The organism is Agrobacterium larrymoorei (assembly GCF_005145045.1).
In the GTDB taxonomy this organism is placed as follows: domain Bacteria; phylum Pseudomonadota; class Alphaproteobacteria; order Rhizobiales; family Rhizobiaceae; genus Agrobacterium; species Agrobacterium larrymoorei.
Genome location: NZ_CP039691.1, coordinates 1,900,695 through 1,924,469, shown reverse-complemented (window position 1 = coordinate 1,924,469; position 23,775 = coordinate 1,900,695). Strand labels below are relative to the sequence as shown.

Here is a 23,775-nt window from a genome sequence, read left to right as displayed (position 1 = left end):
AAAATGCCCGTCGGCGTTCGCTGGCGGGAACGAAACGGGCAGGGCGGTCCAAGGGCCGCTTTTGTCCGGTGAGGACAAAAAGGCACCAACATGGGTCTGCACGCTGTATTCTTTTACATTTTCGCTTTCGTCGCCGTGGCGTCTGCGTTTCTGGTCATCGCATCGAAGAACCCGGTTCACTCGGTTCTTTTCCTGATCCTGACCTTCTTCAACGCGGCGGCACTCTTCCTCCTGACGGGTGCTGAATTCCTCGGCATGATCCTGCTGGTCGTTTATGTCGGCGCTGTGGCGGTGTTGTTCCTCTTCGTCGTGATGATGCTCGACGTCGATTTCGCCGAGTTGCGCTCCGGCGTGCTGCAATATGCACCCATGGGCGCATTGATCGGCGTGATCCTGGCTGCGGAACTCATCGTCGTCATCGGTGGCAGCGTGCTGAACCCGCAAGCGGCAAAGTCCATCACCATGCCGATCCCGAACCCGGCAGAGCGCACCAATACCGCGGCGCTGGGTGACGTTCTCTATACGAATTACGTCTACTTCTTCCAGCTGGCCGGTCTCGTGCTGCTGGTGGCCATGATCGGCGCCATCGTGCTGACGCTTCGTCACCGCACGGACATCAAGCGTCAGGATATTTCAACGCAGGTTGCTCGCGATCCGAAGACTGCCGTCACGACGGTTAAGGTCAAGCCGGGTCAGGGCATCTGAGGCGCGAACGGATCCAAGGAATTTAGAATATGGAAATCGGTCTTTCCCATTACCTGACGGTCAGCGCGATCCTCTTCACGATCGGCATCTTCGGTATCTTCCTCAACCGGAAGAACGTCATCGTCATCCTTATGTCGATCGAACTCATCCTTCTGGCGGTCAACCTCAACATGGTTGCGTTCTCGTCCTACCTGAACGACATCGTGGGCCAGGTCTTCGCCCTGTTCATTTTGACTGTCGCTGCTGCCGAAGCCGCTATCGGTCTTGCAATACTCGTAGTCTTCTATCGCAACCGCGGATCGATCGCCGTGGAAGACGTCAATATGATGAAGGGCTGATAAGGCTATGATCTATAAAGCTATCGTCTTTCTTCCGCTGATCGGCTTCCTGATCGCAGGCCTTTTTGGCCGCTCGATTGGCGCCAAGGCCTCGGAATACGTCACCACCGGTCTGATGATCGTCGTCGCGATCCTGTCATGGATCGTCTTCTTCGACGTCGCGCTCTTCACCCATGAAGCAGGCGAAGTCATCAAGGTGACCGTGCTGCGCTGGATCCAGTCCGGCGGCATCGACGTCGAATGGGCGTTCCGCATCGACACGCTGACGGCTGTCATGTTCGTGGTGGTCAACACGGTGTCGTGCCTCGTGCACCTGTACTCCATCGGGTACATGCATCACGATCCGCATCGTCCGCGTTTCTTTGCCTATCTCTCGCTCTTTACCTTCGCCATGCTCATGCTGGTGACCTCCGACAACCTGCTGCAGATGTTCTTCGGCTGGGAAGGCGTTGGTCTTGCGTCCTATCTGCTGATCGGCTTCTGGTTCAAGAAGCCATCCGCTTCGGCTGCCGCCATGAAGGCCTTCATCGTCAACCGCGTCGGTGACTTCGGCTTCATCCTCGGCATTTCCGGCCTCTTCGTGCTGTTCGGCTCGATCAATTTCGAAACCATCTTCGCAGCCGCTGGCACCTACCTGCCTGCCGATGGCTCGGCGTCGGCTGATGTCGTCATCAACCTGTTCGGCATGCAGCTGGACAAGGCCCACGCCATCACCGGCGTCTGCCTGCTGCTGTTCATGGGCTCCATGGGTAAGTCGGCGCAGTTCCTGCTGCACACATGGTTGCCGGACGCGATGGAAGGCCCGACACCTGTGTCGGCGCTCATTCACGCCGCGACCATGGTCACGGCTGGCGTCTTCCTCGTTGCCCGCATGTCGCCGATTTTCGAATTGTCGCAGGATGCCTTGACTTTCGTCATGCTCATCGGCGCGATCACCGCCTTCTTCGCGGCAACGGTCGGCCTTGTGCAGAACGATATCAAGCGCGTCATCGCCTATTCCACCTGTTCGCAGCTCGGCTACATGTTCGTGGCTCTGGGTGCAGGCGCTTACGGTGCTGCGGTATTCCACCTCTTCACGCACGCCTTCTTCAAGGCTCTCCTGTTCTTGTGCGCCGGTTCGGTCATCCACGCTGTGGATGGTGAGCAGGACATGCGCTACATGGGTGGCCTGCGCAAGCACATCCCCATCACCTTCTGGACGATGACGGTTGGTACGCTGGCGCTGACCGGCGTTGGTATCCCTGGCACGATGATCGGCTTTGCCGGCTTCTTCTCCAAGGACGTCATCATCGAATCCGCTTATGCATCTCACAATGCAGTCGCCGGTTTCGCCTTCGTTCTTCTCGTGGTTGCCGCGCTCTTCACCAGCTTCTATTCCTGGCGTCTGGCGTTCATGACCTTCTTCGGCAAGCCGCGCGCTTCCGCAGATGTCATGCACCACGTCCATGAATCGCCGATGGTGATGCTGATCCCGCTCTTCGTCTTGACGGTTGGCGCTGTTTTCGCTGGCGTTGTCTTCGAAGGCTATTTCTTCGGCCATGAATATGCGGAATTCTGGAAGGGTGCGCTCTTTACGCTTCCATCCAACGAGATCCTCGAAGAGTTCCACCACGTTCCTCTGTGGGTCAAGTGGAGCCCCTTCGTCGCCATGGCTCTCGGTTTCATCACCGCGTGGGTGTTCTACATCAAGTCGCCGGAAACGCCGAAGCGTCTGGCAGAGACCCATCGCGGCCTCTACCAGTTCCTCTTGAACAAGTGGTACTTCGACGAACTCTACGACTTCCTCTTCGTTCGTTCCGCAAAGGCGCTTGGCCGCTTCCTGTGGAAGAAGGGCGACGTGGCCGTCATCGACGCCTATGGACCCAATGGCATTGCAGCGCGCGTGGTTGATGTGACCAATCGCGTAGTCCGCCTGCAATCCGGTTACCTTTATCACTATGCTTTCGCGATGCTGATCGGCATCGCAGCACTTGTCACCTGGATGATGCTCGGGAGTGCCCTCTGATGACCGATTGGCCCATTCTTTCAACGGTCACCTTCCTGCCGCTCGTCGGCGTGGTGCTCCTGCTTTTGACGAATGAGAGCGGCCCCTATGGACGCCGCAACATTCTTAATGTCTCGCTGCTGACGACGGTATTCACCTTCATCGTCTCGCTGTTCATCTGGATCGGTTTCGACAATTCGAACCCGGGCTTCCAGATGGTCGAGAAGCACAACTGGTTCGGCAACATCGCAGCCTACCATCTCGGCGTCGATGGCATTTCCATGCTCTTCGTCATCCTCACGACGTTCCTCATGCCGTTTTGCGTTCTCGCAAGCTGGGATTCCATCGAGAAGCGCCTGAAGGAATACATGATCGCCTTCCTTCTTCTGGAAGTCGTCATGATCGGCGTTTTCGTCGCGCTGGATACGGTTCTCTTCTACGTCTTCTTCGAAGCAACGCTGATCCCGATGTTCATCATCATCGGCGTGTGGGGCGGCAAGGATCGCGTTTATGCATCCTACAAGTTCTTCCTTTACACGCTGCTCGGCTCGGTTCTGACCATGCTCGCCATCATGGCGATGTACTGGCAGGCTGGCACGACGGATATGACGGAACTGCTGAAGCACGGCTTCCCGGCTGGCATGCAGACATGGCTCTGGCTCGCATGCTTTGCAGCCTTTGCCGTCAAGATGCCGATGTGGCCGGTTCACACATGGTTGCCGGATGCCCACGTTCAGGCGCCCACCGCAGGCTCGGTCATTCTGGCTGGCGTCATGCTGAAGCTTGGCGGTTACGGTTTCATCCGTTTCTCGCTCTCCATGTTCCCGCTGGCGTCCGAGCATTTCGCGCCCTTCGTCTTCACGCTGTCGGTCCTCGCCATCATCTACACCTCGCTGGTGGCCATGATGCAGGATGACATCAAGAAGCTCATCGCCTATTCGTCCGTCGCTCACATGGGCTACGTTACCATGGGTATCTTCGCCGCCAACGTTCAGGGTGTGCAGGGTGCAATCTTCCAGATGCTGTCGCACGGCATCGTCTCCGGCGCGCTCTTCCTCTGCGTCGGCGTGATCTATGATCGCCTCCATACCCGCGAGATTTCGGCCTATGGCGGTCTCGTCAACAACATGCCGAAATATGCCGTCGCCTTCATGGTCTTCACCATGGCGAATGTCGGTCTGCCCGGCACCTCCGGTTTCGTCGGTGAATTCCTGACGATCGTCGGTGTCTTCCGCGCCAACACCTGGGTTGCGCTGTTTGCTGCAACGGGCGTCATCCTCTCTGCTTCCTACGCGCTGTGGCTCTATCGCCGCGTTATTTTCGGTGCGCTGGAAAAGGAAAGCCTGAAAGGCCTGCTGGACCTCAACACCCGCGAAAAGGTCATCCTTTATCCGCTGGTGGTGCTGACGATCTTCTTCGGTGTCTACCCGGCACCGGTCTTCGATGCGACGGCCGCATCTGTCGACCTTCTGATCAATAATTATACCGCCGCATTGCAGGCAGCGCAGAATGTTGCGCTTACTCTGAACTGACGACAGGACCCGTTGGACATGACCGCTGAAATTCTTCTTGCCAGTCTGCGCATCGCGACGCCCGAACTGATCCTTGCGGTCGGTGCGCTGGCACTGCTCATGATTGGCGTCTTCTCCGGCGACAAGTCGACCAACACGGTGACGGGCCTTTCCGTCGCTCTTCTGGTCGTCGTCGGCCTGTGGATCATCTTCGCTCCTGCAAGCGGACTAGCCTTCGGCGGCGTTTACGTCGCCGATGCCTTCGGTAACTTCATGAAGATACTGGCGCTGATCGGCTCCATCGTCGCCATGATCCTGTCGGTCGGCCACAGCCGCGTCGAGCCGATTGGCCGTTTCGAATATCCGGTGCTTCTGGTTCTGGCGACCCTCGGCATCCTGCTGATGATCTCCGCCAACAACCTGATCTCGCTCTACATGGCGCTGGAACTCCAGTCGCTGGCGCTCTACGTCATCTGCGCCATCAACCGCGAAAGCCTGCGTTCGACGGAAGCCGGTCTGAAGTACTTCGTTCTCGGTGCGCTCTCCTCCGGTATGCTGCTCTACGGCATGTCGCTGGTTTACGGCTTTACCGGCAACACCGGCTTTCAGGAAATTGCAGCCGTTCTTTCGGCTGAAACCCGCTCGCTCGGTCTGGTTTTCGGTCTGGTCTTCGTGCTGGCCGGTCTCGCATTCAAGATTTCCGCCGTTCCGTTCCACATGTGGACGCCGGATGTTTATGAAGGCGCGCCGACCCCGGTCACGGCCTTCCTCGCAGCCGCTCCGAAGATCGGCGCCATGGCAATCTTCGTTCGCATCGTGGTAGATGCCTTCCAGCCCGTCTTCACCGACTGGCAGCAGATCGTCGTCTTCGTGTCGATTGCCTCCATGCTGCTTGGCTCCTTTGCTGCCATCGGCCAGAAGAACATCAAGCGCCTGATGGCCTATTCCTCCATCGGTCACATGGGTTACGCGCTGGTCGGTCTTGCCGCCGGTTCGGAAGCGGGTGTCGCTGGCGTTCTGATTTACATGGCAGTCTATATGGGCATGACGCTCGGCACCTTCGCCTGCATTCTCGCAATGCGTCGCAAGGATGTCGGCAATGTCGAGAATGTCGACGATCTCTCGGGCATCGCGTCCAGCAATCCGTTCATGGCGCTCGTTCTGACAGCGCTGATGTTCTCGCTGGCAGGCATTCCGCCACTCGCAGGCTTCTTCGGCAAGTACTACGTCTTCCTTGCTGCCATCGAAGCGAAGCTTTATGCGCTGGCCGTTATCGGTGTGATCGCATCCGTTATCGGTGCCTACTACTACCTGCGCATCGTCAAGGTCATGTGGTTCGATGAAGCCAAGGGTGGCTTTGAAAAGGCTGCGGGCGAACTGCGTATCGTCTACGCGCTCTCCGGTCTCTTTGTCATTGCCTTCATCTTCTTCGGCGGCATGCTGGGCAACGCGGTGACTGCCGCTGCGAAGACCTTCTTTTGATCGATAGCGTCATGAAAATGGGCCGGGTGTCGCTTGACGACTTCCGGCACGAAGCTCTGGGGGAGACAGCCTCCACCAACCTGGAATGTTTCGCCCGTGCACGCGCGGGTAATAGTGGCAATCTCTGGGTTACCGCAACCCGCCAGACCGGCGGCAAGGGCCGCCGCGGCAGGCCATGGGTTTCCGAACCTGGCAATCTTTATGCATCCCTGCTTTTGATCGACCCGGCCCCGGTGGAGCGCATTGGCTCCCTGCCGCTTGCCTTTGCGCTGGCCGTTTACCGGGCCGTCGGTGCGGTGCTGCCATTCGGCGGTGCATCGCTCGAGATCAAGTGGCCCAACGATATTCTGATTGGCCGGATGAAGACCTGCGGCATTCTGATGGAAGCCGAGATGCTGGCTGACGGTCGTCGCGCCATCGTCATCGGCATCGGCATCAATATTGCGCATAAGCCTGAAAACCCGCTCTATCCCGTCACCATGCTGTCTGAGCACGGCGCGTCCTGCTCGCCGGATGAGCTATTTGCCCATCTCTATCGTGAAACGGCGGAGGTTCTCTCTGTCTGGAACGAGGGCAGGGGCGTGGCGGAGGTCATGCGCGACTGGCGCACAGCGGCCTGCGGGATCGGCGAACATATCACCGTCAATTTCCCGGATCGCTCCATCGGCGGGCGCTTTGCGGGGATCGATGATCATGGTTTCCTGTTGCTGGATGAGGATGATGGCCCAAGACGCGCCATCGCCGCTGGCGACGTTTTCTTCGGCTGAAGGGTCTTGGCGCGACAATGTTGCACAGCCTTCGCCACTTGAGTTTGGAGCATCCCTGCTGCTCGTAAAAGCAGGGCGTCAATGCGGTCCGCGTCGGCCCGGCATCCCGATGTTTCGATAAGTCCGACGTGTTTAGGTGAAAAGCGATGGCTGGCCGGAAGGGCTTAAGCCATCGGGCTTTCGCAGATTGGATTATGACATGTCTCAACAAGACGAACTGGTTTTCCTGCCGCTTGGCGGCGTTGGTGAAATCGGTATGAATTTGGCGCTTTATGGTTATGGCCCCAAGGCCAAGCGGCAGTGGATAATGGTGGATTGCGGCGTCACCTTCGCCGGGCTCGATCTGCCGGGCGTCGATCTCGTGCTGCCCGATATCCGCTTCATCGAAGAGCAGCGGCAGAACCTGAAGGGCATCATCATCACTCACGCCCATGAGGATCATTACGGCGCGCTGAACGATTTGTGGCCGGGCCTCAACGTGCCGGTCTACGCCTCCGGCTTCACCGCAGGCATGCTGGAAGCCAAGCGCGATTATGAGGGCACGCGCGCCGAAATTCCGATCACGCCGTTCAAGGCAGGCGACCGTATCAATGTCGGCCCGTTCGAAATCGAGGCCATCGGCGTCAACCACTCCATTCCGGAACCCATGTCGCTGGTCATCCGCACGCCGCTCGGCAATGTTGTCCACACGGGCGACTGGAAGATCGATGATGCGCCATCGCTCGGTCCCATCACCGATGAGGCACGCTTCCGCGCCATTGGCGAAGAGGGCGTTCTGGCGCTGCTTTGCGACAGCACCAATGCCGTGCGCGACGGCGTTTCTCCTTCGGAGGAACAGGTGTCCGAAGGTCTGCGCCAGATCATCGAAAATGCCGAGGGCCGTGTGGCCATCACCACCTTCTCCTCTAATGTGGGCCGTATCAGGTCCATCGCGCAAGCCGCAGATCGTGCCGGTCGTGAAGTCCTGCTGCTCGGTTCCTCGCTGAAGCGCGTCGTCAACGTGTCGCATGATCTCGGCATCATGGAAGGTATCAAGCCGTTTCTGGCCGAAGATGAGTATGGTTATATCCCGCGCGATAAGGTCGTGGTCATCCTCACCGGTTCGCAGGGCGAGCCGCGCGCAGCACTGGCGAAACTCTCGCGGGACGAGATGCGCAACGTCGCGCTGGCAAAGGGCGATACGGTCGTCTTCTCCTCACGCGCCATTCCCGGCAATGAAAAGGCCATTCTCGATATCAAGAACGGCCTGATCGAGCAGGGTATCAACATCATCACCGATAATGAGGCGCTCGTTCACGTTTCTGGCCACCCGCGTCGTAACGAGCTGCTCAGAATGTATGAGTGGACCAAGCCACAGATCGTCGTTCCGGTTCACGGTGAAGCGGCGCATCTGGTGGCGCAGAAGGAGCTGGCCGAACAGGCTGGCATCAAGCAGGTGCCGAAGGTTCGTAACGGTAACATCCTGCGGCTTGCTCCTGGCCCCGCCGAAGTCATCGATGATGCGCCGCATGGCCGCGTCTTCAAGGATGGCCGTCTGGTCGGTGATTTCGAGGAAATGGGCATTGGCGACCGCCGCAAGCTGTCCTTCGCCGGTCACGTCTCGGTCAACGTCGTTCTGGACAGCCGCTACGATTTCGTCGGCGATCCAGATGTCGTGCCGTTCGGCCTGCCGGAATTCGATGACGAAGGCGAGGACATGGAAGACACGCTTTATGACGCCGTTCTCGGCGCTGTCGAAAGCATTCCGCGCGCCCGCCGCAAGGATCTCGGCGTCGTCAAGGAATCCGTGCGCCGCTCCGTGCGTGCCGCCGCCAACCAGAGTTGGGGCAAAAAGCCCATCGTGACGGTATTCGTCACCAAGGTTTGAGGTTAAGCTTGGAAAGCATTGCGCGTCTTGCTCGCGCGGTGCCTTCCAAGCGCAGCAACTGCGTTTTCCGAAGATCGCGCGTGATTTTCGCAAGGCGTCTCGGGAGGAGACATTATGCTGGGCCGCATCAACCACATTGCCATCGCCGTGCCTGATCTGGCTGCGGCAAGCGCCACCTACCGCGATATGCTGGGCGCCGCCGTTTCCCAGCCACAGGCCTTGCCCGATCACGGGGTGCGGGTGGTTTTCGTCTCGCTTCCGAACAGCAAGGTTGAATTGCTGGAGCCGATGGGCGAAGCGTCACCGGTTGCGTCCTTCCTCGAAAAGAACCCGTCAGGCGGCATGCACCACATCTGCTATGAGGTGGAAGACATCATCGCCGCGCGGGAGCGGCTGAAGGCTGGCGGCGCGCGGGTGCTGGGGGATGGCGAGCCGAAGATCGGCGCGCACGGAAAACCTGTTCTTTTCCTCCACCCCAAGGACTTTTTCGGCACATTGATTGAGCTGGAAGAGATTTGATCGGACGCGGCTTTCGCGGCTCGCCATCGTATAAACGGGTTAGAATGTGTCGAGCGAAAATGCTAAGCGTTTTTGGAAACGCTCTAAGAGCAGGCATGGGAATGGGAGGTTTTAGATGCAATGGCTTTCGGTCGCCGCCGTATTTTTCATCGTTTGGTGGACGGTTCTGTTCATCGTGCTGCCAATCGGCCTGCGCACGCAGCTGGATGATGGCGATGTGGCTCTAGGAACGGTGGCCAGCGCGCCAACCCGCTTCCGGGGGGCGATGATCGTGCTGATGACGACGGTGATTTCCATATTGCTCTGCGCCACATGGTATGCCGCAACGTGGTATTTTGGCTTCAGCCTGGATGATCTGCCACGCATCATTCCCGTCTACGACTGAGTCTGTCATACAGGTGTCATTGAAAGCGTCCAAACAGGCCTAAGTGTTGAAAGTAGGTCGGAAGCGCGCTTTCGCACTGGATTTGGCAAAAGCGGCTCCGTTGACGATCACAGATTTGACCAAATTTGCGGGACGATGGCGTCTGCGTCGCGAAAAAGCAAAAAAAAACAAGGCTTTTCAGCCTTGTTTCTTAGTTTCGCGTGATCTGTAACCGTTGCCGGGGCAGCGAACTAGCGCGCCTAAGATCTAATCCTCCCAAGACTGACCGCGAAAACGACAAGAATTTAAACTTCCTGCCTCTTTTGTAAGCTGAAGCTAGCCCAAAGATTCCACCTTGTCACCACGTTTTTTGCATTTTTGTTACAGTCGGGAAAAAATTCCCCCTGACGCAATTTGTCGCAGGTTGCTCGCAAAATTATTTCTCCTGAAACCGTTCAGCGGCGAATGTCCTCTCCTCAAAATGCTGTTTATCGACAGTTTAGTAGGGTTTACGGGCGGGTTTCCTTCCGTTGCAGAAACAGCTATGTACGGCGCCAATATCCCTTAATTCTGGCGATTCCCATGAGATCGGCGAGTCGTCTTAAGTCATGGAAATAGTCATGCGTCTCAGCCGTTACTTTTTGCCCATCCTGAAGGAAAATCCCAAGGAAGCGGAAATCGTGTCTCACCGCCTCATGCTGCGCGCAGGCATGATCCGCCAGCAGAGCCAGGGCATCTATTCTTGGCTGCCGCTGGGCAAGCGCGTGATGGACAAAGTCAACAAGATCATTCGCGAAGAGCAGGATCGCTCCGGCGCAATCGAGCTTCTGATGCCGACTTTGCAGTCTGCCGAACTCTGGCAGGAAAGCGGTCGTTACGATGACTACGGCAAGGAAATGCTGCGCATCAAGGACCGTCAGGACCGTAACATGCTGTATGGCCCGACCAATGAGGAGATGATCACCGACATCTTCCGGTCCTATGTGAAGTCCTATAAGGGCCTGCCGCTGAACCTTTATCACATCCAGCTGAAGTTCCGTGACGAGGTTCGCCCGCGCTTCGGCACGATGCGTTCGCGCGAATTCCTGATGAAGGATGCCTATTCCTTCGACCTTACGAAGGAAGGCGCGATCCACTCCTATAACAAGATGTTTACCGCTTACCTGCGCACCTTCTCGCGCCTTGGTCTGCGCGCTATTCCAATGCGCGCCGATACGGGCCCGATCGGTGGCAATCACAGCCATGAATTCATCATTCTGGCGGATACGGGTGAGTCCGAAGTCTTCTGCCACAAGAGCTTCCTTGAAAAGGATATTCCGTCCGACGACACCAATTTCGATGATGTTGCCGGTCTTCAGGGTGTTTTCGACGAGTGGACGGCCGATTACGCCGCGACATCCGAAATGCATGACGAAGCTGCTTTCGATGCGATTCCCGAAGGCGAGCGCGTTTCCGCACGCGGTATCGAAGTTGGCCACATCTTCTATTTCGGTACGAAATATTCCGAGCCGATGGGTGCGAAGGTTCAGGGGCCGGATGGCAAGGAACACCTTGTCCACATGGGATCCTATGGTATCGGGCCGACACGCCTTGTTCCCGCCATCATTGAAGCATCGCATGATGAGAACGGAATCATCTGGCCTGCTTCGGTCGCTCCTTTCGATGTCGTCATCATCAACATGAAGGCGGGTGATGCGGCCTGCGACGCGGCCTGCGAGAAGCTCTATTACTCGCTCTCCAACGCGGGCAAGGATGTTCTGTACGACGACACGGATGACCGTGCTGGCCAGAAGTTCGCAACAGCCGATCTCATCGGCGTTCCGTTGCAGATCATCGTCGGCCCGCGCGGCATTGCCGGCGGTGAGGTCGAGGTCAAGGATCGCAAGACCGGCGCCCGCGAGAGCGTGACCGTCGAAGCTGCAATGAACAGGGTTCTCGGCTGAAAAGCCGACAAGGAGAAGACATGGTAAAAGCCGGCGCAAAGGCCGAGGCTGACAACGGTGCGGTTGCATCCGTCAAGGATGGGGCGGCACGGCCGTTTTCGGCTTTCGAGCGCATGGTGGCCTGGCGCTACCTGCGCTCGCGCCGCAAGGAAGCGTTCATCTCCGTCATTGCCGGTTTCTCTTTCGTCGGCATCATGCTGGGCGTGGCAACGCTCATCATCGTCATGGCGGTGATGAATGGTTTCCGCACGGAGCTGATCTCGCGCATTCTCGGCATCAACGGTCACATGATCGTCCAGCCGATCGATGAGCCCTTCAACAATTACGACGACCTTGCCAAGAAGTTCGCAGGCGTGCCGGGCGTCAACATGGCCCTGCCGCTGGTGGAGGGCCAGACGCTGGCATCCGGTCGCGGTGGTGCTGGCAGCGGTGCGCTGGTGCGCGGCGTTCGCCCGGAGGACATCGAAAAGATCAAGGAAGTCTCGGGCAATGTGAAGACCGGCGATCTCGTCGGCTTCATGTCGGGGCAGGGCGTGCTCGTCGGCTCACGGCTTGCAGCACAGCTGGGCGTGAGCGCGGGGGACCAGATCACGCTGATATCACCGGAGGGTGACGTGACGCCGATGGGCGTCAATCCGCGCGTCAAATCCTACACGATTTCCGGTATCTTCGAGATCGGCATGTCGGAATATGATGCGTCGATGATCTATATGCCGCTTTCGGAAGCGCAGCTTTATTTCAATTCGGAAGGCATCGTTCAGTCCATCGAACTCTTCGTCAGCCACCCTGATAATGTCGACGGAATAAGGCCTCTGGTGGAGGCCGCGGCAGGGCGTCAAGTCTATATCACCGACTGGCGACAGCGTAACCAGACCTTCTTCTCCGCCCTTCAGGTGGAGCGAAACGTCATGTTCATGATCCTGACGCTGATCGTGCTCGTGGCCGCGCTCAATATCATTTCCGGCCTCATAATGCTGGTGAAGGACAAGGGTAGCGATATCGCCATTCTGCGCACCATGGGTGCGAGTTCCGGCGCAGTCATGCGTATCTTCTTCATGACGGGTGCCGCCATCGGCATCGTTGGCACCTTTGCCGGTGTTGCGCTCGGCGTGCTCGTCTGTCTGAACGTGGAGTCCATCCGTCAGTTCTTCTCGTGGATAACCGGAACGGTTCTGTTCGATCCGCAGCTTTATTTCCTCAGCCAGCTTCCTGCGGAAATGGACGTTAGCGAAACGATCACCGTCGTCATCATGGCACTGACCCTGTCCTTTCTGGCAACGATCTTCCCAGCCTGGCGTGCTTCGAAGCTCGATCCTGTCCAGGCCCTGCGATACGAATAAGGACTGCTTCACACCATGGCAAAGAAAATGGCTTTACAGCTTTCCGGCGTGGAACGGACCTATGGGCAGGGCGAGACCAGCCTTTCCATTCTGAAACAGGCGAATTTCGAGCTTAGAAGCGGCGAAATCGTCGCGCTCGTTGCACCTTCCGGCACGGGCAAATCGACCCTGCTGCATCTGGCCGGTTTGCTGGAGCATCCGGATGCGGGCGAAGTCTTCATCAACGGCAAGCCTTGCGGAACGCTGTCGGATGAAGAGCGCACGGCCATTCGCCGCAGCGATATCGGTTTCGTCTACCAGTTCCACCATCTGCTGCCCGAGTTTTCCGCACTGGAAAACATCATGATGCCGCAGCTTATTGCGGGCCTTCCACACAAGGAAGCGCAGCAACGCGCCAAGGCGCTTCTCGATTATATGCGCATCGGCCATCGCGGCGAACATCGCCCGGCAGAGCTTTCCGGCGGTGAGCAGCAGCGCGTGGCGATTGCCAGAGCGGTGGCCAACGCGCCCTTCCTGCTTCTGGCCGATGAACCGACGGGCAACCTCGATCCCGAAACCGCATCCTATGTGTTCGACGCACTGGAAGCCCTCGTGCGCCAATCCGGCCTTGCAGCGCTGATCGCCACGCACAACCACGATCTTGCCGCCCGCATGGATCGCCGGGTTACGCTAAGCGAAGGCAAGATCGTCGAATTCTAGGCGCCTGCGACGGCCCTTGGGCAGTCGGGAGGCTCCTTGGATAGAGAGATCCAGCAGCGTGACCGTGCTTATCTGGCATGCATGGCTTCCTGTTCTGATGAGGCTGTTCCTCTAACTCTACAATCAAAAAAGTCTTCTGAAACCCGCATGAGCTTTCATGCGGGTTTTTCGTTTTGAGTCAAACACTTGCAGAAACATGTCGCAGATGCGCGGGTGCAGGTCAGGTGGCGCTTCAAAAGAACAGACTAAAAAAGCTGTTGACACGGAAACAAAATGAGAACAAATTTAGAACATAACGAGTAAGGAGAGACAAATGACCGACATCTTCCGTGACATTGCCGCCTTCGCTTCCATAGCTGTCTTTGTTGCCAGCTTCTCGGTGATCCTCACCTCCATGTGACTATTCTGGCGGAAATCACGTCGCCGCCGCAAGGATTGATAGACGTGCATAGCCTCCTTTGGCGGTGGACTTTGCCGCCGGAAAGCCCCAAAATCAGCCCGATTCAGAATGACGGGAATGCGGGAAATGAGTGACACTTTGGCGGGACAGGACGTTTCGGGCACCATCATGAAATCGCCCGGCTTCGTCCATCTGCGGGTTCACTCCGCTTATTCCCTGCTCGAGGGCGCGCTGCCCTTGAAGAAGATCATGGCCAAGGCTGTCAGCGATGCACAGCCCGCCATAGCGATTACCGATACGAATAATCTTTTCGTCGCGCTGGAATTTTCCGAAAAGGCGCGGGATGAAGGCTTGCAGCCCATCATCGGCTGCCAGGTCTCCATCGACATGCAGGATGCCACCGACGATAAGCGGGGGCATAACAACCTGTCCAAGTTGCCTGCCATCGTGCTTCTGGCTGCGGATGCTGCCGGGTATGAGCGGCTGGTCGATCTTATAAGCCGTGCTTATCTCGACGGAGAAGGCAGCGGCCATTCGGTCAATATTTCCAAATCCTGGCTTGAAGAGGCTAGCAATGAAGGACTGATCGCACTCACCGGCGCATCCGGTGGCCCTGTCGATATGGCCATCAGGGAAGGCCATGCGGCGCAGGCAACCGCACGGCTGCTCGCCCTCAGGAACCTTTTCGGCGACAGGCTTTACATAGAGCTACAGCGGCAGGGCAATTATGACCGCGCGCATGAGCGCCGGATGATTGCGCTTGCCTACGAGCACGACATTCCGCTTGTCGCCACCAACGAAGCCTTCTTTCCCTCGAAGGCGGATTATGAGGCACATGACGCCCTGATGGCCGTGGCGCATAATGCCATCGTGTCCGATGACAGCCGGTTCCGCTTGACGCCCGACCACTATCTGAAAAGCCGCGATGAGATGATATCGCTGTTCAAGGATATTCCCGAGGCCATCGAAAATACGATCGAGATTGCGCAGCGCTGCTCCTATGTGCTGAAGAAGCGCGGGCCGATCCTGCCGCGCTTCACCGGCGCCAGCGATGATCCGGAGGAAGCGGAACGCGCCGAGTCGCTGGAGCTTCGGCGACAGGCCGTGGAAGGTCTCGATCAACGCCTTGCCGCACTCGGCATGGCACCGGGCTATACGGAACAGGAATATCGCGAGCGGCTGGATTTCGAACTCAGCGTTATCGAGCGCATGAAGTTTCCGGGCTACTTCCTCATCGTTGCCGACTTCATCAAATGGGCCAAGCAGCACGATATTCCGGTCGGCCCCGGTCGTGGTTCCGGTGCAGGCTCGCTGGTTGCCTATGCCCTGACGATTACCGACGTCGATCCGCTGCGCTTCTCGCTTCTCTTCGAACGCTTCCTCAACCCGGAACGCGTTTCGATGCCGGATTTCGATATCGATTTCTGTCAGGACCGCCGCGAAGAGGTCATTCGCTACGTGCAGCGGAAATACGGGCGCGAGCAGGTGGCGCAGATCATCACCTTCGGTTCGCTGCAGGCGCGTGCGGCTCTTCGTGACGTGGGTCGCGTGCTGGAAATGCCCTACGGGCAGGTGGACCGCATCTGTAAGCTCGTCCCGAATAATCCGGCCAACCCGACGCCGCTTTCGAAAGCCATCGAAGAAGAGCCGCGTTTTCAGGAAGAGATAGACAAGGAGCCGGTCGTTGCCCGGCTTCTGGATATCGCCCAGAAGATCGAGGGGCTCTACCGTCACGCCTCCACGCACGCCGCCGGTATCGTCATCGGCGACCGACCGCTATCGAAGCTCGTGCCGATGTATCGCGATCCGCGTTCGGACATGCCGGTTACGCAGTTCAACATGAAATGGGTGGAAAGCGCCGGTCTCGTAAAGTTCGACTTTCTCGGTCTGAAGACGCTGACGGTGCTTAAGGTCGCCGTCGATTTCGTTGCCAAGCGCAACATCCATGTCGATCTCGCCTCCATCCCGCTGGACGATCCGAAGACCTACGAGATGCTCTCGCGCGGTGAAACCATCGGCGTGTTCCAGGTGGAAAGTGCGGGCATGCGCAAGGCGCTGATCGGCATGCGCCCGGACTGTATCGAGGACATCATCGCGCTTGTTGCGCTTTATCGTCCGGGCCCGATGGAGAACATCCCGGTCTATAATGCCCGCAAGCATGGCGACGAAGAAATCGAATCCATTCATCCGACGATCGACTACCTGCTGAAGGAGACGCAGGGCGTTATCGTTTATCAGGAACAGGTGATGCAGATCGCCCAGGTCCTGTCCGGTTATTCGCTTGGTGAAGCCGATCTTCTGCGCCGCGCCATGGGTAAGAAGATCAAGGAGGAGATGGACCAGCAGCGTGAACGTTTCGTTGACGGTGCGATGAAGAACGGCGTGTCCAAGGCCCAGTCGGACATGATTTTCGATCTGCTGGCCAAGTTCGCTAATTACGGCTTCAACAAGTCGCATGCCGCCGCCTACGCTATTGTGTCCTACCAGACCGCCTATATGAAGGCGCATTATCCGGTCGAATTCCTCGCCGCGTCCATGACGCTGGATATGGCGAATACGGAAAAGGTGAACGACTTCCGGCAGGATGCGGCGCGCCTCGGCATCGAGATCGTGGCACCTTCGGTGCAGACGTCCTTCCGCCGCTTCGAGACGGGCGAGAACCGCATCTATTATTCGCTCGCCGCTTTAAAGGGCGTTGGCGAAGGGGCGGTGGACCACATCGTGGACGTGCGCGGCGATAAGCCGTTTTCGAGCCTTGAAGATTTCTGCCTGCGGATCGATCCCAAGCAGATCAACCGCCGTGTTCTGGAAAGCCTTATCAATGCCGGAGCCTTCGATTGCTTCTGCAAGGATCGCGCGGAACTGATCGGTGGTCTGGACCGGATCATCGGCTATTCGCAACGCGCGCAGGAAAGCCGCGTTACCGGGCAGCATGATATGTTCGGTTCCGGTGCCGCAACCGGCCCGGAAAAGCTGGTGCTGCCTGCCTACCAGCCGTGGCTCGCCTCGGAAAAGCTGTTGCGGGAATATCAGGTGCTCGGCTTCTATCTAACGGCCCACCCGCTCGACACTTATCGCAACGTGCTCGACAAGCTGCGCGTCCAGAATATCTCGGATTTCTCAGCGGCAGTGAAACAGGGCGCCACTGCCGGTCGTCTGGCGGGGACCGTAACGGGTAAACAGGAGCGCAAGACCCGCACCGGCAACAAGATGGGCATCGTCACCTTCTCGGACGCATCCGGTCAGTATGAAGCCGTGCTGTTTTCGGAAGGTCTGGGGCAGTATCGTGATCTGCTGGAAGTCGGCAAATCGCTCGTCATTACCGTTCAGGCGGAAGAGCGACCGGAGGGTATCGGACTTCGCATCCAGACAGCGCAATCTCTGGAGGAGAAGTCGGTGCAGATGCAGAAGGCTCTGCGGGTTTATGTTCGCGATTCCGGGCCTCTCAAAACCGTTGCCCGGCATCTCAACACCAGAGGTGATGGCTCGGTTTACTTCGTTGTCATAAAGGATGAGGGGCAACGCGAAATCGAGGTCGAACTGACGGAGAAATACAGGATTTCGCCGGAAATAGCAGCGGCGCTGCGCTCTGCTCCCGGCGTTATCGATGTCGAACTGGTCTGATACTGGCGACCGTTAAAACAGGCTGTTCGTCGGATAGGCAAATGCGCCGTTATCGATGAAGCCGTGACGGGACAGACAGGCGCGTAGCGCGGCATTATAGTAGTAAGAACCGGTGAACTCGGTGCCGCGTGGCGGCGTGCTGGCTTCTGCCGTGCATTTTGCCAGGGCGTTGTCATAAACGTTCAGGATGATGGGATCGCTGACCACGGCGGGTCCGCCATAGACGCTGTAATTCTCTGGTGCTTCGGCGGCGGAAACGCAGGCCAGGCCAAGAACAGCTGCTGCGACATATTTCACGTTCATTGCAGGCTCCCCAACGCGAGTGGATGAGCCTTTAAACGTCATGGCTGCGCAGTTGTTCCGTTAGAGCGTGTCTCCCGGTGAAGCGGTCAGATCGGCCTTTCGCGGGTGACGGTCACGAAATCCGTGCCCTGACCCGTCTCCAGCCCGTGGCTCAAGTCGGAAACGGTGATGGAGCTGCCGACAGAAAGCTGCTCTTCGAGCTTTTCGCGGACATCTGCCGGAATTTCGATGCGATCCAGCACTGCGCTCAACTGGTCATAGCCGCCCGGCGCATCGGCCACGTCGATGCCGAGGCGTTTGCGTGCGGCGAGCGGAATGTGGTTTTCCAGCGTCAGGCCATTCCATTCGGCCCTGTCGCCATCAATGTCGATGACTTCGAAGAAATGGGTGCCGAGAGCGATATTCGGCTGCTTGATATGGATCGGGGCTTCGAACAGAGGTTTGAAGTTCTGGCGCACCATCAACTGGCCATTCGGTGCTGCATCTTCTCCGGCGGAGGCGTAGAGGGCGTCGACGAATTCGTCCGTCAATAATGGGCCGGTTGTCTTCAGGTTCTTCCAGCGCTTGTAGCCGTTGGCGGCATTGACGGTCATTTCGCCCGCATAACCATCCGCAACACCGGCATCGAAACCGAGACTGGTGAGAAGGCGCTGAACGTCCATGATTTTTTCACGGTCGCCCCGCCGTGTGATGAGAATGCGCAACGGGGCGCCCGTTGCGCGCGGTGAGGCCTTGGTGGGAACGGAACTCGTCTTCTCGTTCACGGCCACTTCCACCAGCTTCAGCGACGCATCGAATGTTGCCGGGCGCATTTCCACATCGGAAAGCAGCCGCCCCTCATCGGCATCTTTCGGCTGAAGCAGGGCAGGGTGATCGATCCGTTGCAACGAGACATCCGCGCCCGAAACGATGACGTGGACGCCGCGCGCGGTTATGCCATAGAGCGATTTGGCGAACTTGCTGGGCAGACGGATACAGCCGTGAGAGGCCGGATAGTTCGGCACATTGCCTTCATGCAGCGCGATGCCGGACCATGTCAGCCGCTGCATGAATGGCATGGGAGCGGCGGAATAGATGTTGGATTCGTGATATTTGCGCTTGTCCAGAATGGAGAAGATGCCGCTCGGCGTATCATGCCCCGCCTTGCCGGTGGACACTCTGGAAGTGGCGACGATCTCTCCATCTTCATAGAGGGAAAGCGTCTGCTCGTTCTTCGAGACGACGACCTGCAGGCTGCGCGCATCCCTGGCGGTGGCCGCTTGCACAAAAACGGAAGTGGATAGGAGGCAGGCTCCTACAAAGGCACGCAACATCATGTCTGCTCCAACGCGGTACAAAGCATGCCGCCAAAAATCGAGGCGGCAAGGGAGGCTCATGGCGCGAAAAACTGCGCCGCTTCAACGGTGGAGCATATGCGTGCTCATTTAATGAAGTTTTTAAATACCCTTCACGAAGGCGTGTTTATCGTTACTTTTTAGCGCCGAACGTATAGCCGGTTTCGACGGTGCCCTTGCCGAATTTTTCCCGCAGCTTGTCCATGGCTGCCTCCGCCGCGGCGCGTCGGCCTGCGGATTTATCGACCAGATCGGGAGGGTCGGCGAGAGCGGGATCGCACAGGTCGGTCACGCCGATGCCGATCAGGCGGAACTTGGTGCCATCAGTCTCTTTTTCCAAAAGCGAAAGGCCGGTGCGGAATATTCTATCGGCAAGCTGGGTCGGGTCCTCCAGCCTGCGGTTGCGCGTGCGGGATTTGAAGTCGGATGTCTTCATCTTGAGGACGACAGTGTGCCCGGCCGTCGCATTCTTCTTCAACCGCCAGGCGACCTTTTCCGAAAGCGAACGCAGGATCGGCACAAGATCGTCATGGCGCGAAATGTCATTGAAGAATGTGGTTTCGGAAGAAACGCTCTTGGCCGGATCATTGGTATGGACCTCGCGGTCATCAATGCCGCGTGCAAGGCGGAACAGGCGCTGGCCCATGGAGCCATATTTGCGCATCAGTTCCGTCTCTTCCATCTCCTGCAACTGCGAGATCATGCGAATGCCATCCGCCTCGAGCGTTGCGGCAAAAGCTTTGCCGACACCCCAAATCGTGGTGACCGGACGCGTGGCCAAAAAGGCCGTCGCCTCCTTTTCGCCAATCACCGAAAAACCGCGCGGCTTCTGAAGATCGGAGGCCACCTTTGCCAGAAACTTGCAGTAGGACAGGCCGACGGAAACGCTGATCCCGATTTCCTTTTCCACCCGCCGGGCAAAATTGGCAAGAACGCGGGCAGGGGGATCGTGGTGCAAACGCTCGGTGCCGGAGAGATCGAGAAACGCTTCATCGATCGACAGCGGCTGCACGAGCGGCGTCAAATCCTGCATCATCGCGCGGATCTGCCTTCCGACGAGGCTGTATTTCTCCATGTTCGGCTTTATCACCACCGCATCCGGGCAGGCTTCGAGCGCCTTGAACATCGGCATGGCGGAACGCACGCCGTGGATGCGGGCGATGTAACAGGCAGTCGAAACCACACCCCGCTTGCCGCCGCCGATGATCAAGGGCTTGTCGGCGAGGTCCGGGTTGTCGCGCTTCTCGACGGAAGCATAAAAGGCATCGCAGTCGATATGCGCGATGGTGAGATCATAAAGCTCGGCGTGATAGAGCAGGCGCGGACTGCCACATTTCCGACAACGCCTAAACGCCTCCGGCTGGCCAGCCAGACAATCACGACAGAAACCGGGATCGTAGTTCAAAATCGCGGGCATGGCCAAGAAACAAAAAGAGAACGGTCTTGACCATAATCCTTTGCCAATGCCACCTCAAGTGGATAAGCTTCTTGTACAATATTTGATGACGTTTTCAAAAAGCCTGACTGATAGGCATTATTTCGGCGCGTCCAGCGAACCGTCGGGAAAGGAAACGGTATGACGAAGAAATACGAAAAAGAGTTGAGTCTTGAAGCGCTTGCCGCAATGCCGGATGAGGAACTCGATTATTCAGACATCCCCGAACTGGATGAGAACTTCTGGGCGAACGCAAAGTATGTGGAGCCTGAGGGAACACAGCAGATCACGCTTCGGGTGAAGAAGTCGGTTGTCGAGGCTTACAAGTCGACGGGCAAGGGCTATCAAACGCGCATGAACAGTGTGCTCGAATCCTACGCAACAACCGTATTGAAGCAGCGTTCGCGCCAGTCTTGAAGCTTCAATAGACCCCGGAATCCAGCCCGGGTCCAGAATAACGATGCCATGCCGCCTGTACGTCTTCCGGCTTGCAGCCGGTGGCTTCGCAGAAAGCCAGGAGGTCCGGTTCGTGGCTCATGATGAAATCCGTCAGGCCCGCGAGAAAGCCGGGGTCGCTGAAAGCCTGGCGCAGCATGTTGGGTTGCAGGCCGCTCAGCGCGAGGAAACGGGCAAGCATATCCGGCTCGTTCGCAAGCCAGCCAAGTATGGCGGTTACCGTTTCCTCGGGGTCTCTGGTGGTCAACTTGCCGCTTTTTGTATCACGCAACATTTCTTTACCCGAGTTACCTATTTCTCAACCAAATCGCCCTAGCATACTGCGCGGGGGATAATGGAATCGGTTCTGCGACAACTTATATGTCCAGAGGAAGGTTTCAAAGCGGAACAAGGACTGCCACCATGCCCAAGCAGGTCATGATAGTTGAAGACAACGAGCTGAACATGAAGCTCTTTCGCGATCTGATCGAGGCATCCGGCTATACCACGATCCAGACCCGCAATGGCATGGAAGCGCTTGACCTTGCGCGCAAGCACCGGCCCGATCTTATTCTCATGGATATTCAGCTGCCTGAAGTCTCCGGCCTTGAAGTCACCAAATGGCTCAAGGAAGATGACGAACTGCATGTGATTCCAGTGATTGCGGTTACGGCTTTTGCGATGAAGGGGGATGAGGAGCGTATTCGCCAAGGCGGATGCGAGGCCTATGTTTCCAAGCCAATTTCCGTTCCGAAATTCATAGAGACGATAAAAACATATCTCGGCGATGCATAAGGCGACAGGGGCGAGCCAATGACTGCTAGAATTCTGGTCGTCGACGACATTCCAGCTAATGTGAAATTTCTGGAAGCGCGTCTGCTCGCTGAATATTTTGATGTCGTCTGCGCCGAAAATGGCCGCAGGGCATTGGAAATCTGTAACCGGGAGCAGGTGGATGTCATTCTGCTCGACATCATGATGCCGGATATGGATGGCTTCGAGGTGTGCGAGCGTCTCAAAGCCAATCCCAAGACAGCGCATATCCCGGTCGTGATGGTGACGGCGCTCGACCAGCCTTCGGACCGCGTGCGCGGCTTGAAAGCCGGTGCCGATGATTTTTTGACGAAGCCGGTCAATGACCTGCAACTCATATCCCGCGTGAAAAGCCTAGCGCGCCTGAAAACGATGAGCGACGAGATGCGTGGCCGCGCCGCAACCGCGAAGACCATCGGCCTCGAAGACGCCATTGGTGAAGATGGTCACATCGAAAAGCCCGGCAAGGTGTTGCTGGTCGATGGCCGCGCGAGTTCTCAGGAACGCATCATCAAGGCTTTGAAACCTGCGGCGGAAGTCGTGGCGATCACCGATCCCGGCAATGCCCTGTTCGAGGCAGCCGAGAACCCGTACGAGCTGGTGATCATCAACTCGAATTTCGATAATTTCGATCCGCTGCGCCTGTGTTCGCAGCTGCGCTCGCTGGACCGAACGCGTTTCCTGCCGCTACTGCTCGTAACGGAGCAGGGGGATGACAATATGGTCATCCGCTCGCTGGAACTCGGGGTCAATGATTACATCGTGCGCCCGGTCGATCCGAACGAGTTGGTGGCGCGCACGCTGACGCAGGTTAAGCGCAAGCGCTTCAACGACCGTCTGCGCGAGAGCCTGAACCACACGATGGAACTGGCGGTCATCGATGGCCTGACAGGCCTCAACAACCGCCGTTACCTCGATACCCATCTCAAGACGCTGTTCAACCGTGCTGCCACCCGTGGCCGCCCGCTTTCCGTCTGCATTACCGATATCGACCGCTTCAAGCAGGTGAACGATACCTATGGGCATGATGCCGGTGATGAAGTTCTGCGCGAATTCGCTGCCCGCCTTCGCTCCACCGTGCGTGGTGCGGATCTGGCCTGCCGCTATGGCGGCGAAGAGTTCGTGGTGGTCATGCCCGATACGCCTGTTGAGATGGCTGCGATGGTCGCGGAGCGCCTGCGCTCCATCATCGAAGACCGTGCTTTCGTGCTGCGTTCCGGTCGGGAACTGCACATCACGGCCTCTCTTGGTATCGCTTCCAACGCTGTTTCCGTTGAAACGCCCGAGCAGCTTCTGCGTCAGGCAGACCGCGCGCTGTATGAGGCGAAGAATGGCGGGCGTAACCGGGTCGTGGCGTCTGCCGCCTGATCTTTTTCGATGGCGAGACCCAGTAATATAGCTCCCCTCGCAGGTTTTTGAACAGCTTGTTTGCAGCAACTATTCCCAGTGTCCAGGCATGGTGCTGAACTGACGACTATAGAAAAGTCGGTTCTCGATTGCTTTTGCATAGACGCAAGCGAAAATGGACGCGAACAAGAGCGCGTAACGATTACTTCTTTATCTCTTGTGTCTCCATCAACGAAACGCAGATTATCCAAGTCAAACTTTAAAACTCCTTAGTTTTAAAGGCTGAAGCCTGTGCCATAACTTGCGTAGCAGGTAGACCAAAGCTGTGCCAAAGCGGGAGATTTAACCATATCCGCAAAGCAGGCTGCCGGCGGATTAATAATTTGTTGATTTTCTTGATTTCTTACGCGACTATTAGTTCAAGAACATAACCTTCGGCAAGCAGGCGAAAACAAAAATAGCGCCTGGGGAACTTGAAGGAATGATGTGACGGTCTCTCCCAGAGGAGGGGCTGTAGAGATACCCCTTGATGCTCAGGTCCGCCGCATCTCCTGGGTCTTGGGGT

20 protein-coding genes are annotated in these 23,775 nt (G+C 57.5%); 16 read left to right on the top strand and 4 right to left on the bottom strand.

All coding sequences use genetic code 11. The features are described from left to right. Positions 1-90: 90 nt before the first annotated feature. The 13 genes from CFBP5473_RS09185 (at position 91) to dnaE (ending at position 17,543) form a co-directional block, all read left to right on the top strand. Positions 91-705: an NADH-quinone oxidoreductase subunit J gene (locus tag CFBP5473_RS09185; protein ID WP_027672982.1), complete on the top strand. Its 615-nt coding sequence runs from the start codon at positions 91-93 to the stop codon at positions 703-705. A gap of 29 nt (positions 706-734) precedes the next feature. Then, on the top strand, positions 735-1,043 hold the full coding sequence (nuoK, locus tag CFBP5473_RS09180; RefSeq protein WP_027672983.1) for an NADH-quinone oxidoreductase subunit NuoK: 309 nt from the start codon (positions 735-737) through the stop codon (positions 1,041-1,043). 7 nt (positions 1,044-1,050) lie between these two features. Then, positions 1,051-3,048 carry an NADH-quinone oxidoreductase subunit L gene (gene nuoL, locus CFBP5473_RS09175; RefSeq protein ID WP_027672984.1) on the top strand — a complete coding sequence of 666 codons (1,998 nt, stop codon included), beginning with the start codon at positions 1,051-1,053 and terminating at the stop codon, positions 3,046-3,048. Continuing rightward, complete coding sequence (locus tag CFBP5473_RS09170) at positions 3,048-4,559, top strand: NADH-quinone oxidoreductase subunit M (RefSeq protein ID WP_027672985.1); 1,512 nt, start codon at positions 3,048-3,050, stop codon at positions 4,557-4,559. Before nuoL ends, CFBP5473_RS09170 begins: the two co-directional genes overlap by 1 nt. An 18-nt stretch (positions 4,560-4,577) precedes the next feature. Next, positions 4,578-6,020, top strand: coding sequence for an NADH-quinone oxidoreductase subunit NuoN (gene nuoN / locus CFBP5473_RS09165; RefSeq protein WP_027672986.1), 1,443 nt, complete (start codon positions 4,578-4,580; stop codon positions 6,018-6,020). Between the two features lie 11 nt (positions 6,021-6,031). Further along, complete coding sequence (locus tag CFBP5473_RS09160; protein WP_037170603.1) at positions 6,032-6,787, top strand: biotin--[acetyl-CoA-carboxylase] ligase; 756 nt, start codon at positions 6,032-6,034, stop codon at positions 6,785-6,787. A 199-nt stretch (positions 6,788-6,986) separates the two neighbouring features. Continuing rightward, positions 6,987-8,654, top strand: coding sequence for a ribonuclease J (locus tag CFBP5473_RS09155; RefSeq protein ID WP_027672988.1), 1,668 nt, complete (start codon positions 6,987-6,989; stop codon positions 8,652-8,654). 114 nt (positions 8,655-8,768) lie between these two features. Further along, positions 8,769-9,173, top strand: a complete 405-nt coding sequence (mce, locus tag CFBP5473_RS09150; protein WP_027672989.1) for a methylmalonyl-CoA epimerase — start codon at positions 8,769-8,771, stop codon at positions 9,171-9,173. A gap of 115 nt (positions 9,174-9,288) precedes the next feature. Further along, positions 9,289-9,558, top strand: a complete 270-nt coding sequence (locus CFBP5473_RS09145; RefSeq protein ID WP_027672990.1) for a DUF1467 family protein — start codon at positions 9,289-9,291, stop codon at positions 9,556-9,558. A 599-nt stretch (positions 9,559-10,157) separates the two neighbouring features. After that, complete coding sequence (gene proS / locus CFBP5473_RS09140) at positions 10,158-11,480, top strand: proline--tRNA ligase (protein ID WP_027672991.1); 1,323 nt, start codon at positions 10,158-10,160, stop codon at positions 11,478-11,480. 20 nt (positions 11,481-11,500) lie between these two features. Further along, on the top strand, positions 11,501-12,820 hold the full coding sequence (locus tag CFBP5473_RS09135) for a lipoprotein-releasing ABC transporter permease subunit (protein WP_027672992.1): 1,320 nt from the start codon (positions 11,501-11,503) through the stop codon (positions 12,818-12,820). A 15-nt stretch (positions 12,821-12,835) separates the two neighbouring features. Further along, positions 12,836-13,519: an ABC transporter ATP-binding protein gene (locus CFBP5473_RS09130; RefSeq protein WP_027672993.1), complete on the top strand. Its 684-nt coding sequence runs from the start codon at positions 12,836-12,838 to the stop codon at positions 13,517-13,519. Between the two features lie 526 nt (positions 13,520-14,045). After that, the gene (dnaE, locus tag CFBP5473_RS09125) at positions 14,046-17,543 is read left to right on the top strand and encodes a DNA polymerase III subunit alpha (protein WP_027672994.1); all 3,498 of its coding nucleotides are present in this window, start codon (positions 14,046-14,048) and stop codon (positions 17,541-17,543) included. A 12-nt stretch (positions 17,544-17,555) separates the two neighbouring features. Here dnaE and CFBP5473_RS09120 read toward each other — a convergent pair whose 3' ends face one another. The 3 genes from CFBP5473_RS09120 to CFBP5473_RS09110 form a co-directional block, all read right to left on the bottom strand. Further along, the gene (locus CFBP5473_RS09120) at positions 17,556-17,846 is read right to left on the bottom strand and encodes a hypothetical protein (RefSeq protein WP_027672995.1); all 291 of its coding nucleotides are present in this window, start codon (positions 17,844-17,846) and stop codon (positions 17,556-17,558) included. Positions 17,847-17,932: 86 nt separating this feature from the next. Continuing rightward, the gene (locus tag CFBP5473_RS09115; protein WP_027672996.1) at positions 17,933-19,162 is read right to left on the bottom strand and encodes a L,D-transpeptidase family protein; all 1,230 of its coding nucleotides are present in this window, start codon (positions 19,160-19,162) and stop codon (positions 17,933-17,935) included. 151 nt (positions 19,163-19,313) lie between these two features. Further along, the gene (locus tag CFBP5473_RS09110; RefSeq protein ID WP_027672997.1) at positions 19,314-20,597 is read right to left on the bottom strand and encodes a DNA polymerase IV; all 1,284 of its coding nucleotides are present in this window, start codon (positions 20,595-20,597) and stop codon (positions 19,314-19,316) included. A 159-nt stretch (positions 20,598-20,756) separates the two neighbouring features. On the opposite strand from CFBP5473_RS09110, the gene CFBP5473_RS09105 reads away from it, so the two are divergent. After that, on the top strand, positions 20,757-21,032 hold the full coding sequence (locus CFBP5473_RS09105; RefSeq protein WP_027672998.1) for a BrnA antitoxin family protein: 276 nt from the start codon (positions 20,757-20,759) through the stop codon (positions 21,030-21,032). A 4-nt stretch (positions 21,033-21,036) separates the two neighbouring features. On the opposite strand, the gene CFBP5473_RS09100 is transcribed toward CFBP5473_RS09105, so the two are convergent. Further along, positions 21,037-21,345, bottom strand: coding sequence for a DUF3572 domain-containing protein (locus tag CFBP5473_RS09100; RefSeq protein ID WP_027672999.1), 309 nt, complete (start codon positions 21,343-21,345; stop codon positions 21,037-21,039). A gap of 128 nt (positions 21,346-21,473) precedes the next feature. Between CFBP5473_RS09100 and CFBP5473_RS09095 the strand changes: the two genes are divergently transcribed. Then, positions 21,474-21,845, top strand: coding sequence for a response regulator (locus CFBP5473_RS09095; protein ID WP_003547430.1), 372 nt, complete (start codon positions 21,474-21,476; stop codon positions 21,843-21,845). A gap of 18 nt (positions 21,846-21,863) precedes the next feature. Continuing rightward, positions 21,864-23,231 carry a PleD family two-component system response regulator gene (locus tag CFBP5473_RS09090; protein ID WP_027673000.1) on the top strand — a complete coding sequence of 456 codons (1,368 nt, stop codon included), beginning with the start codon at positions 21,864-21,866 and terminating at the stop codon, positions 23,229-23,231. Positions 23,232-23,775 lie beyond the last annotated feature (544 nt).